Here is a 12,072-nt window from a genome sequence, read left to right as displayed (position 1 = left end):
GAATTAGATAAACTTCACTTTGGTCAGTTCTTTCACACCAGAAAGCACAAAGGTCGGTAGTGATGAACCAATGGCAATCAACATCAAGTGCGACATTTCCAGTGCTTCAGTGCTGAATACAAGCTGGCCAAACCCGGTGTAAACCACACCTAGTGACAAGGTCGCTGAAGCGGCCACCGCACCTAACAAGTACTTGTTAGTGAATGGATTTTTACGGAACAAGGTTGTAAAAGTACGACAATCGAACAGATGCCATAGCTGTGCAAAGATCAAGGTCATGAATGCCATTGTCTGTGCGTAGTTCGCTGAGTAACCGTTATCTAATGCCCAAGAGAAGGCAACATAACTTAATGCACCAAGCGCTAAACCACGGGTGATAATACGCTCACCAAGACCCGCAGAGAAGAAACCTTCGTTGCGCTTACGAGGTGCACGCTCCATCAAATCTTTTTCTTCTGGCTCAACACCTAACGCTAGCGCTGGCAAGCCATCCGACACTAAGTTAACCCAAAGAATCATCAGTGGTGTTAACGGAAGAATTGCTTCTGGCCCCATTAGCAAAAATGCAAACAAGATAACCGAGATCTCACCGACATTCGCTGTCAGCTCCTGACGAATAAACTTGCGCAGGTTATCGAAGATTTGGCGTCCTTGGCGAACCGCTTTCACAATCGTACTGAAGTTATCATCCAACAGAATCAGGTCGCCAGAATCCTTCGCCACTGATGTACCAGTAATACCCATGGCAACACCAATGTCTGCGCGACGTAGTGCTGGTGCATCATTCACGCCATCACCGGTCATGGCAGCGACTTCGTTATTGACTTGCTGTGCTTTAACAATGCGTAGTTTGTGTTCTGGGGTTACACGCGCAAATACAGCAACCTCAGGACAGATGTTCTGAAGGTCCTCATCGCTCATCGCATCGAGTTCAGTCCCTGTCACAACACGATCTTTTTCGCTACGAATGATACCGATATCACGTGCAATCGCTGCAGCGGTAACCGCGTGGTCACCCGTAATCATGACAGTTCGAACACCTGCGTTGTAACACTGCTCAACTGCATCACGGACTTCAGGACGAGGTGGATCCATGATGCCGTAAACACCAAGAATAACGACGTCTTTTTCCAGCTCTTCTGGGTCTTTTTTCAGGTCCGCTTCACTTAACTCACGCATACCTACCGCAAGTGTACGCAGTGCATCTTTACCGAAGTTCTCAATCGCTGCTTCGAAGTTCGCGACATACTCAGACGTAGGGTTTGCCTCTAGCGCAAGATTCCCTTCAATCGCCGTGCTGCTGTGGTATACAGGTGCGCCGTCTACCATAAAGCCTGCTGAGTGACGAAGTACCACATCTGGTGCGCCCTTTAGGGCGAGAAAGTGCTTACCCTCAGGGCTCTTAACAATCACTGATGCCATTTTACGCGCAGAATCAAATGGGAACTTCTCAACAATAGAATAACCCCCGGTCGACAGCATTTCTGCTTGTTTCAGACCTGCTTTTGCAGCGGCAACAATCAAAGCCCCTTCAGTTGGGTTACCACGTACACTGAACTTACCACCGTCTTGCACATACTCTGCATCATTACAAAGCGTAGCGACAACGAGACCTTGCATCATTGCCGCACTATCAGTTGCTGCAACGTCATGATTCTCTGGAACAAATTCACCTTTCGGGTCAAAACCTTTACCTGTCACTTCCCAGTATCGACCTTCAGCATCATAGGCCTTCATCACTTGCATCTGGTTTTGTGTCAATGTACCTGTTTTGTCAGAACAAATTACCGTTGTCGAACCTAGCGTTTCAATCGCAGCAAGCTGTTTGGCGAGCGCATTGCTTTTCACCATTTTGGTTGAACCCATGGTCAAAACAATCGTCACAACCGTTGGTAAGCCTTCTGGGATTGCCGCAACTGAGAGCGAGATACCTGTGGTGAGAATGTCTAGCCATGGCATACCGTGATATAGACCAATCGCACAGACCACACCAACAACCGATAGGCCCGCAACCAATAGCATTTTAGCAATGGTATCCATACGCACCTGCATCGGTGTTTTCGTCTCTTCAGTGTTCGCCATCATGTCCGCGATATGACCGACTTCGGTTTTCATACCTGTCCCTGTCACAACGCCAAGGCCATTACCTGTTGTGACAATCGTCGTCATAAAGCCCATGTTTTTCTGATCGCCAAGGCCAACACTTTCGTCAGCGATGATGTCAGTGATTTTATCGACTGGCTCAGACTCCCCGGTCAGGGCAGCTTCATCAATCGCCAACCGGTTTGCTTCTAAAATTCGCACATCAGCCGGTAAGATATCACCCGTACTGATACGAATAACATCCCCAGGCACTAGCTCACGTGCTGGCACATTCAGCCACTCACCACCACGCAGTACTTCTGCCGTTGGCGCAGCCATTTCTTTAAGCGCTTCCATGCCCTTTTGCGCTTTGTATTCTTGCCAAAATGCAATACAGGCATTGATGAAAATGATCGCTGTGATGGCGACTGCATCCACAGTATGACCTGTCATGAACGACACAATCGCGCCAACAGCGAGAATGAAAATCAGTGGGTTTTGAAACTGATGCGCAAACAGTTTCCAAGCTGGCGTACTGTCTTGAGCTTGTAATTCATTGTATCCGAACTCTTCGAGACGACGTGCTACCGTCTCCGAGCTCAGCCCTTTTTCAACCGCGGTGTCATGCTGCTTCAACGTCTCTTCTACAGACGTCGCAAACCATTTTTGGGACATTTTATTCTCCGATCTAATAATCAGTAGTAACTATCACAAACGAGTATTTGCTTATTCGGCTTATCCAATACCGTTACCACTTCAGCAGGCAAAATAAGAGGCACCTTGCCTGCATAAAAACGCAATAATGCACTCATCACTGAGAAATAATTTACCCGACCGGAATGTCCAAATCGTAATTTTTTTACACGAACTCATGTAAGATCGGTGACAGATTTGACAAAAATCAATCATTCCTGAAATTTCTGATCATCTTACCCCGGAATAATGTTTCAAAATATTTTTAATAGTGCGGTTTTTCGGAAATGTTGACTCTTAAATAATGAATATTGAAAGTTTAATACAAAAAGCCTGCGGGAGTCGCAGGCTCAATATTATGCAAAAAATATTCACTATACTGGATTGTCTATATCCACAAATTGCACACTCACGCCATATTCTTTCACCAAGTGTTCTCCGAGCGCTTTTATACCGTAGCGCTCGGTTGCATGGTGACCAGCCGCAAAGTAATCAATCCCGAGTTCTCGCGCACTGTGAGTCGTACGTTCGGATATCTCTCCAGAAATAAACGCATCCAGATTCGCATTTGCTGCCTGTTCAATAAAATCCTGCCCCCCACCGGTGCACCACCCCAGCGTCGTAATCAGTTTATCTGGCTCACTCGCGATATGCAGCGGTTGGCGTGCTAACGCGCTTTCGATACGCTGTGCGAGTGTTTTTGCAGAAATAGGTGGGGTAAAGTGCCCTGTCCCAATTAAGGCACATGGGTTTTCAGGTTCAAGCGTCGTTACCTCTTGCACCCCCAACAACTTACCTAACCGCGCATTGTTTCCCAAGCTAGGATGCACATCGACAGGTAGGTGGTAGGCGTACAGATTAATGCCATTGTCAATCAACGCTTTGATTCGACGAAATTTCATCCCCCGAATCGGCTCTGGTTCACCTTTCCAAAAAAATCCATGGTGAACCAGTAGCGCATCAACTTGCGCTTCTACAGCGCGATCAATCAATGCCTGACAAGCTGTAACGCCAGTCATGATACGTGTCACTTCACTCTTGCCTTCAACCTGTAGCCCATTTGGACAGTAATCTTTGAATAGGTGGCTAGATAATAGGCTATTCAGATGCTTTTCTAATACCAGATTGTTCATCTTCTCATTCCGTGTATTGCACTTCGGCTCATCATACCGCAACAACAAAAAATCGGCAGCGTCTCCGCTGCCGATTACAAAATTCTCACAGTTAATTCAGTGACAATGCCACCAAATTGGCCGTTGCATTTAGAACAATTCTCGGCCACTCTTCTCTGATTGCTTAAGCCAAACTGGTTTAGTACTCGTCTTCACCCACATACGGTGTAGAAAGCTATAAAACTTCGAACGGTTACCCGTGACCAAAACAAAAGGAAATGAAACGACACCGGCCAAAACCACAAATGCTCGACGCAAAACGATATTGGGCAAAGAATATACTTGATACATGGTCGCCTCCAGATAGCTATTTAACTGGTCTTACCATAGATCAAAATGCGTAAATTTACTACACATTTGTGCAAACATTGACCAATTATTCTCTCATACACGCTCTATTCCGTGACAAAAATGAAAAATAACAACTTATTTACCAATGCCGATCATCTCAGCAACCTGAAAGCACTTAAGAACCTACCCGTGCTCTATACCAACCAAGGCAGCGATTTCATTCAACAATATCGCCAAGTACTCGACTGTCACATACCGAACACCCCCTACAGTGGCAATGGACGCTTGGGCTTTTACTATCAATGGCTAATTCAACGTGCTATCGCTGAATCGACGCAGCATCAACTGGTCGCGGAAGAGCTCCAACTAATCTCAGATAAACGTACGCTCGGTGCTATCGATTTTCTAATCAACCACCAAGATGCATTAGAGCACTGGGAAATTGCTGTTAAATTCTATTTTCATATTGACGGGCAATGGCTGGGCCCCAATGCGACAGACTCACTGGACAAAAAAGTCTCACGAATGGCAAATCATCAACTCACACTTTGCCAACAAGACGCTTATCGACAGCAGTATGCCGATAGTTACGGCATCCCGGCCAAAGCCTGTGGTGTGATTCAAGGGATGCTTTACCGCCATATCAGCGAAGCTCGCCCAACACTACCTGTTTGGTGCGAAGACACTGCATTACAGGGCATTTGGGCTTATCGCCATGAAGTTGACACCACCAAATGGCGCGTGCTCACTAAAGCCAACTGGCTTGGCCTGCCCCCCTTTGACGCATGTCCTACCGTACCCGAGGTACTCACTCACCCTATCCAGTGCATTAACCAAATGGGAGAGAGGCTCTTTCTCGTCACGCCCGACTGGCCAAACGAGCACAAAAAAAGCCGCTGAATATCAGCGGCCTTTCATCAACATCACACCGTTATAATCCCGCGTTGGCAAACACTTGATTGACGATCTCTTGTGCTTCTTGCTCGATCTGTTTCAGGTGATCTTCACCTTTAAAGCTCTCACAATAGATTTTATAGATATCTTCAGTGCCTGATGGACGAGCAGCGAACCAACCTGAGTCTGTGGTGACTTTTAAACCACCGATCGCCTCTCCATTCCCTGGTGCGTGAGTCAAACGCGCAGTAATGGCATCTCCGGCTAACGTATCTGCTGTAACCATATCCGCTGACATCTTCTTCAAGATCGCTTTTTGATCACTGTTCGCTACGGCTTGCAAACGATTGTACTGAGACTCACCATGGCGCTCTGCCAACTTTTCGTAGTATTGCTGCGGATTCAAGCCAGTCACCGCGGTAATTTCTGCGGCAAGTAAGCAAAGTAAAATACCGTCTTTGTCTGTTGACCAAGGCGTACCATCTTTACGCAAGAAAGAGGCACCCGCACTCTCTTCGCCACCAAAGCCGAACTCGCCACTATACAACCCATCCACAAACCATTTGAAACCGACAGGCACTTCTTTTAGTGTCCTGCCTAGATCGGCGACAACACGATCAATCAATGCGCTTGAAACCAAAGTTTTGCCGACAGCGACATCTCGTGCCCACTCAGGGCGGTGACGGAATAGATAATCGATGCAAACAGCAAGGTAGTGGTTTGGATTCATCAGCCCTGATGGGGTAACGATGCCATGACGGTCGTAGTCTGGGTCGTTACCAAATGCGAGGTCATAATCATCCTTATACGCCAGCAAACCAGCCATTGCATAAGGCGATGAGCAGTCCATCCGCACGACGCCATCTTTATCTAAAGACATAAAACGGAATGAAGGATCAATACTTTCATCCACTAAGGTGAGATCCAGATTAAAGGCATCGCGAATTTGACGCCAATAGTCAATACCTGAGCCCCCAAGAGGATCAACAGCAATCTTCAAACCTGCCGCTTGAATCGCTTTAACATCAATCACATTTTCAAGATCATCGATGTAAGGCTTCACAAGATCACGTTCGATGATCAAGCCACTTTCTTTAGCCGTCGCGATCGGCAGACGTTTGACCGCGCTCAACCCAGCCGCGATGATCTCATTGGCACGTGCTTCAATCGCATCGGTTAACGCTGCTTCCGCTGGACCACCATGTGGAGGATTATATTTGATGCCCCCATCTTGTGGCGGATTGTGTGAAGGGGTAATGACAATCCCATCAGCTTGAGAAGCATTCGCCTTGTTATGACAAAGAATCGCGTGAGAGATGCCTGGCGTTGGGGTAAAGCCATTATTCTCTTGAACCACGATTTCGACTTGATTTGCCGTTAGCACTTCAAGTGTAGAAATAAATGCAGGTTCAGAAAGCGCGTGGGTATCTTTACCGAGGAATAGCGGGCCGTTGATGCCGTGAGACTGACGAACTTCGGCGACGGCTTGGGCTATCGCCCAAATGTGGTGTTGATTAAACGTTCCCTTGTCTGCCGTACCACGGTGACCCGAAGTACCAAACTGGACACGTTGCGCCGCATTCGCGCTATCAGGTTCGATCAGGAAGTAGTTAGAGACGAGTGCGGGAATATTATGCATATCTTCTTGCTGGGCACGCTGCCCAGCACGAGGATGAATAGCCATAAAAAACAGGTCCTTGTATAAATGCTAAAAGCCAACAAAGTTAAATAGCGGCGCAGACCTTTTCGATAATGTCGCTGTCGAAGCGCATACGCTCCATCAACTGCTCGACCATCTGACGTTTGCGGCCGGTATTCGTATTGGTGATCACCCAGAAAGGTGTTTCCGGGATCGCTTTTGGTTTTGTTGTTTTTCCACTAGCTAGTAACGTCTCTTCATCTGATGCAAAGTAGACGCGGGTACGACCTTTAATCGCGGCAGCATCTGAAAAACCTTGAGGATCGATTCGATACAGAGAGGTTAACACCAACATAAAGCGACCGATCGCTTTATCTTCTTTCGCTAACTCATCGGAGATCAGAAGAGATCGCATCTCTTTCGTTCTATCGATATCAACAGACTTGCCGGCATCTTTACTGACAACAATACCTTGCGATACAGGTTGAACTTCAGGTGCTGCGACTGGTTCAACGGGCTCAGAAGCTGATGCCATAAGAAGACGGCGCAGAATATCAGAAGCGCTTTCGCCGATCTGCTGAGTCTGACTTGCGATGTAACGGTATAACTCTTCGTCTACCTCAATAGTTTTCATCTTGTTATTCATTGTCGTTCCATTCAACTAACTGGACGCGATTATAGCGCGTAAGCGCGTTATACTCTACGCCAAACTATAAAACTACTAGAGAAAAGATCCATGCAGCTGCATTACAAGATAGAAGGAAAGGGACAGCCGATCTTATTGATCCACGGTCTATTTGGCAGTTTATCTAACTTGGGGCTTCTTGCGCGACCACTGAGTGAGCAATACGAAGTGATCTCCGTTGATCTTCGCAACCACGGCCAGTCGCCCAAAAGTGATCGCCATGACTACAATATGATGGCCGAAGATCTCGTCACTTTGATTGAACACCTTTGTTTAGACCAGTTTGATGTCATCGGCCACTCAATGGGGGGAAAAGTCGCAATGAAACTGGCTGACCGCTGCCCAGATAAAGTGAGACGCCTTGTGGTGCTTGATATTGCACCTGTCGCCTATTCTAAAGGACGTCACGACAACGTCTTTGCTGGCCTTAATGAAGTCTCTGCCTACCTCAATACCATCACGAAACGTTCAGAAGCAGAAAGCTATCTTGCCATGCATGTCAACGATCCTGGTGTACGTCAATTCTTACTCAAGTCACTCAAGCGCGAAGGTGACCGTTTTGCTTGGCAATTTAATGTACAAAGTCTTTGGAACAATTATCAACACATTATGGGCTGGCAAGCCATTGAACCTTACCACGGGCCAACTCTCTTTGTGAAAGGTCAAAACTCCGAGTACATCCATCCCGAATATCGCGATGCGACAGCGCGCCAGTTCCCAAATGCACGCGCACATATGGTTGCCAACACAGGACATTGGCTGCACGCAGAAAAACCAGAAACCGTTCATCGCGTCATACAGCGATTTCTGAATGAGAATTAACAGCGTTTGGTTGCCGTGATAAACTACACGGCATCTTCATGAAGAAGTGCTCATCGCGTTGATAAACCAAATTGAGCAAAGGAAAGGAACATCCACATGTTTTACGATCATATGGCACTTTTCGAATCTGTCGGACTCGATTTGCTATTTGCCGCTATTTTCTTTTTTATTGGCATGGCGATTCGTGACGTACTAAACCAAGCAAATGTGCCTCCATTTGGACGAAAAATAGTTTGGCTTGTCCTTTTTTTGGGCTGTGCCGGCTTTATCGCAAAAGGCATGATCCAGTTTTTTTGGGAAGGCGTAGGACTCTAACAGCGCTATCGCATCAGTAAAACGGCATTAAGTTTCGTACCGAAAGTACGTAATCACTTTGAAACAATGCTGAGCACTGAGTTAGAATAATCACAATTGAACGCTTTCTTGATATACGAATTTCGTTCTGTTCAAGCAGTGACCAGAACAGCTTAAACTACGGGTAATAAATATGGCGAGTGTAGGACTCTTTTTCGGCAGTGACACTGGCAACACAGAAGCTGTTGCAAAAATGATTCAAAAACAACTTGGCAAAAGCCTTGTTGATGTTAAAGACATCGCAAAAAGTTCTAAAGAAGATATCGATAACTTCGACCTACTACTAATCGGTATTCCAACTTGGTACTACGGCGAAGCGCAATGTGATTGGGACGACTTCTTCCCTGAATTGGAAGCCATCGACTTCTCTACTAAGTTGGTTGCTATCTTCGGTTGTGGTGACCAAGAAGACTACGCTGAGTACTTCTGTGATGCGATGGGTACCGTACGCGACATTATTGAAGGAAAGGGCGCGACCATTGTTGGCCACACTTCAACAGATGGCTATGAGTTTGAAGCCTCTAAAGCGCTCGTTGGCGATGATTTTGTTGGCCTTTGTATCGACGAAGATCGTCAACCAGAACTCACAGAAGAACGCGTTAACGCATGGTGTAAGCAGCTATTTGAAGAAATGTGCTTAGCTGAACTCGCCTAATGCCTGCCTACTGAATGATACAGCGCCGTTAGCCTTTTCTATCGGCGCTTTTTTGCCCCCATTCCCTATCATACAGAGATAGACTCCCACATCTGAAATATCAGACTTTTCTCGCTCATATTTGTATACAGCACATCTTGACCTTGCAAACTGGTATGACCAGAGCTCTATTGAGTTACAATTGATTAACAAAGTGTCATTTTTGCCCAGTTTCGCGAATAATCCTACAGAATCAAGGTTTATTGTTGCTAAGAGCTCACTTATAATGAATGCTACACTAAAGACTACTACGAACCATTCGTAGCTAGCCAACAGGAAAGTCAAATGTCAGATAATAACCAAGCACTTAAACAAGCTGGCCTGAAAGTTACTCTTCCCCGCTTGAAGATTCTTGAAGTGCTACAAGAACCAGATTGCCAGCACATTAGCGCCGAAGATCTGTATAAAAAGCTGATTGATATTGGTGAAGAGATTGGTCTAGCCACTGTCTATCGCGTTTTGAACCAATTTGATGATGCAGGGATTGTGACCCGTCACCATTTTGAAGGTGGTAAATCTGTCTTTGAACTTGCCACTCAGCATCACCATGATCACTTAGTTTGCTTAGATTGCGGCAAAGTTATTGAGTTTTCAGATGATCTTATCGAGACTCGCCAAAAAGAGATCGCCGCATCGTTTAATGTTCGTCTAACCAACCATAGCCTTTATCTTTATGGCCATTGTATGGAAGGGGATTGCACTCAAGACGACTCACTGCACAATGTGACAAAGAAATAAAAAAACCAGCCATTCGGCTGGTTTTTTACTTTCTGGGCTCAGTCAGCTTAATCGCCAATTTTTGCCCACGTGTCACGCAGGCCAACTGTGCGGTTAAACACCAGTTTGTCTGCTGCTGAGTCTTTGCTATCGACACAGAAATAACCCGTACGCTCAAACTGATAAGCGACCTCAGCTTCTGCATTAACCAGTGACGGTTCTACAACACCTTGTTTGACAATGAGAGACTCTGGGTTGATCACAGCGACAAAGTCATCTTCTGCTGCTGGGTTTGGCACAGTAAACAAACGATCATACAGGCGGATCTCAGCAGGCAAACCTTCGCTTGCACTCACCCAGTGAATGACCCCTTTAACTTTACGACCGTCAGCCGGGTTCTTACCCAAAGTATCAGCATCATAAGTGCAGTAAATCGTGGTAACATTGCCCGCTTCGTCTTTCTCTACGCGCTCTGCTTTCACGACATACGCACCACGTAAGCGAACTTCCTTACCTAAAACAAGACGCTTGTATTTTTTGTTCGCTTCTTCTCGGAAGTCTTCACGCTCGATAAAGACCTCACGAGTGAATGGCACGTTACGTGAACCCATTTCAGGTTTATTCGGATGATTAGCAACAGTCAACTGTTCCGCTTCACCATCGAAGTTCTCAATCACAAGCTTGATCGGATCAAGAACAGCCATCGCGCGTGCAGCATTCTCGTTAAGATCGTCACGAATACAAGATTCAAGCGACCCCATTTCGATCATGTTTTCTTGCTTCGTCACACCGATACGTTTACAAAACTCACGAATCGATGCCGAAGTAAAGCCACGACGACGCAAGCCTGAAATCGTTGGCATACGTGGGTCATCCCAACCAGAAACCAAGTTGTCAGTCACCAGCTGATTCAACTTACGCTTGGACATCACAGTATATTCAAGATTTAGGCGGCTAAACTCATACTGATGAGGCTGGCATTCAATCGAAATGTTTTCCAATACCCAGTCATACAGACGACGGTTGTCTTGGAACTCAAGGGTGCATAGCGAATGTGTAATGCCTTCTAACGCATCAGAAATACAGTGTGTAAAATCGTACATTGGGTAAATGCACCATTTGTCACCCGTCTGATGGTGTTCAGCAAATCGCACTCGATACAACACAGGATCGCGCATCACCATAAACGGTGAAGCCATGTCGATCTTAGCACGCAAGCATGCCGTCCCCTCTTCAAAACCGCCCTCACGCATTTTTTCAAATAGCGCCAAGTTCTCTTCGACAGGACGATCGCGATAAGGACTATGCTTACCCGGTTGTGTTAAGGTGCCACGGTACTCACGAATCTGTTCTGCATTCAGCTCTTCAACGTAAGCTAAGCCCTTTTCAATCAGCTCTACCGCGTAGGCGTATAGCTGATCAAAATAGTTCGATGAGTAGCAGATATCGCCATCCCATTGGAAACCTAACCATTGCACATCACTCTTGATTGACTCAACGTATTCGATATCTTCCTTTTCAGGATTGGTATCGTCAAAACGTAAGTTACATTGACCTTGGTAATCCTGAGCAATACCAAAGTTTAAACAGATGGATTTCGCGTGCCCGATATGAAGATAGCCATTTGGCTCCGGCGGGAAACGAGTATGTACGCTGCTATGTTTGCCACTGTCTAAATCCGCATCAATGATGTTGCGGATAAAGTTGGTTGGACGAGCTTCAGAATCACTCATCAATTACACCTCACGTGTGTCCGTATAGAAATTAAATAATCCCCATATGATCCACAATATTGCAGGATGACTCAACCATTACCCGCGCTTTACACATCATATGGACAAAAAAAACCCGCCTAAAGGCGGGTGGAAAGAAATCGAGGCAATCACAATGAAAGCCAAAAACACAACATTCACTCAGGAATAGACGATTCATCAACATCGAACATGCGTTACAACATTGACACGAAGTTGTCTCGACTTCGCGAAACCCCTATGGAGTAGATACTTCACGGTGGCTTCTTTATGCGCTC

Annotated in this window: 11 protein-coding genes; 5 read left to right on the top strand and 6 right to left on the bottom strand. The window is 46.2% G+C overall.

The genetic code is table 11. The features are described 5' to 3' along the window. Positions 1-3: 3 nt before the first annotated feature. The 3 genes from TSUB_RS05225 to TSUB_RS05215 all read right to left on the bottom strand — a co-directional run bounded on the left by TSUB_RS05225 (position 4) and on the right by TSUB_RS05215 (position 4,238). Positions 4-2,757 carry a cation-translocating P-type ATPase gene (locus tag TSUB_RS05225; protein ID WP_087021084.1) on the bottom strand — a complete coding sequence of 918 codons (2,754 nt, stop codon included), beginning with the start codon at positions 2,755-2,757 and terminating at the stop codon, positions 4-6. A gap of 392 nt (positions 2,758-3,149) precedes the next feature. Further along, positions 3,150-3,908: a Nif3-like dinuclear metal center hexameric protein gene (locus tag TSUB_RS05220; RefSeq protein ID WP_087021682.1), complete on the bottom strand. Its 759-nt coding sequence runs from the start codon at positions 3,906-3,908 to the stop codon at positions 3,150-3,152. A 129-nt stretch (positions 3,909-4,037) separates the two neighbouring features. Beyond that, positions 4,038-4,238: a DUF2517 family protein gene (locus TSUB_RS05215; RefSeq protein ID WP_087021685.1), complete on the bottom strand. Its 201-nt coding sequence runs from the start codon at positions 4,236-4,238 to the stop codon at positions 4,038-4,040. 120 nt (positions 4,239-4,358) lie between these two features. Here TSUB_RS05215 and TSUB_RS05210 point away from each other — a divergent pair, with 120 nt between their 5' ends. Beyond that, positions 4,359-5,138 carry a DUF1853 family protein gene (locus TSUB_RS05210; protein ID WP_087021690.1) on the top strand — a complete coding sequence of 260 codons (780 nt, stop codon included), beginning with the start codon at positions 4,359-4,361 and terminating at the stop codon, positions 5,136-5,138. Between the two features lie 31 nt (positions 5,139-5,169). On the opposite strand, the gene pgm is transcribed toward TSUB_RS05210, so the two are convergent. After that, positions 5,170-6,816, bottom strand: coding sequence for a phosphoglucomutase (alpha-D-glucose-1,6-bisphosphate-dependent) (pgm, locus tag TSUB_RS05205; RefSeq protein ID WP_087021693.1), 1,647 nt, complete (start codon positions 6,814-6,816; stop codon positions 5,170-5,172). Between the two features lie 40 nt (positions 6,817-6,856). After that, positions 6,857-7,405, bottom strand: coding sequence for a replication initiation negative regulator SeqA (gene seqA / locus TSUB_RS05200; protein ID WP_087021811.1), 549 nt, complete (start codon positions 7,403-7,405; stop codon positions 6,857-6,859). Between the two features lie 102 nt (positions 7,406-7,507). Between seqA and TSUB_RS05195 the strand changes: the two genes are divergently transcribed. The 4 genes from TSUB_RS05195 to fur all read left to right on the top strand — a co-directional run bounded on the left by TSUB_RS05195 (position 7,508) and on the right by fur (position 10,064). Next, positions 7,508-8,278, top strand: coding sequence for an alpha/beta fold hydrolase (locus TSUB_RS05195; RefSeq protein WP_087021696.1), 771 nt, complete (start codon positions 7,508-7,510; stop codon positions 8,276-8,278). Positions 8,279-8,374: 96 nt separating this feature from the next. Beyond that, positions 8,375-8,593 carry a DUF2788 domain-containing protein gene (locus TSUB_RS05190; RefSeq protein WP_087021699.1) on the top strand — a complete coding sequence of 73 codons (219 nt, stop codon included), beginning with the start codon at positions 8,375-8,377 and terminating at the stop codon, positions 8,591-8,593. A 172-nt stretch (positions 8,594-8,765) separates the two neighbouring features. Continuing rightward, a complete protein-coding gene (fldA, locus tag TSUB_RS05185; RefSeq protein WP_087021703.1) occupies positions 8,766-9,287 on the top strand; it encodes a flavodoxin FldA in 522 nt (173 codons plus the stop codon). A gap of 324 nt (positions 9,288-9,611) precedes the next feature. Further along, the gene (fur, locus tag TSUB_RS05180; protein WP_087021706.1) at positions 9,612-10,064 is read left to right on the top strand and encodes a ferric iron uptake transcriptional regulator; all 453 of its coding nucleotides are present in this window, start codon (positions 9,612-9,614) and stop codon (positions 10,062-10,064) included. A gap of 47 nt (positions 10,065-10,111) precedes the next feature. Here fur and glnS read toward each other — a convergent pair whose 3' ends face one another. Then, positions 10,112-11,776 carry a glutamine--tRNA ligase gene (glnS, locus tag TSUB_RS05175; protein WP_087021718.1) on the bottom strand — a complete coding sequence of 555 codons (1,665 nt, stop codon included), beginning with the start codon at positions 11,774-11,776 and terminating at the stop codon, positions 10,112-10,114. Positions 11,777-12,072 lie beyond the last annotated feature (296 nt).

This window comes from Thaumasiovibrio subtropicus, assembly GCF_019703835.1.
In the GTDB taxonomy this organism is placed as follows: domain Bacteria; phylum Pseudomonadota; class Gammaproteobacteria; order Enterobacterales; family Vibrionaceae; genus Thaumasiovibrio; species Thaumasiovibrio subtropicus.
Note: the sequence above shows the minus strand (reverse complement) of the source record. Positions and strands in the feature narration are given on the sequence as shown.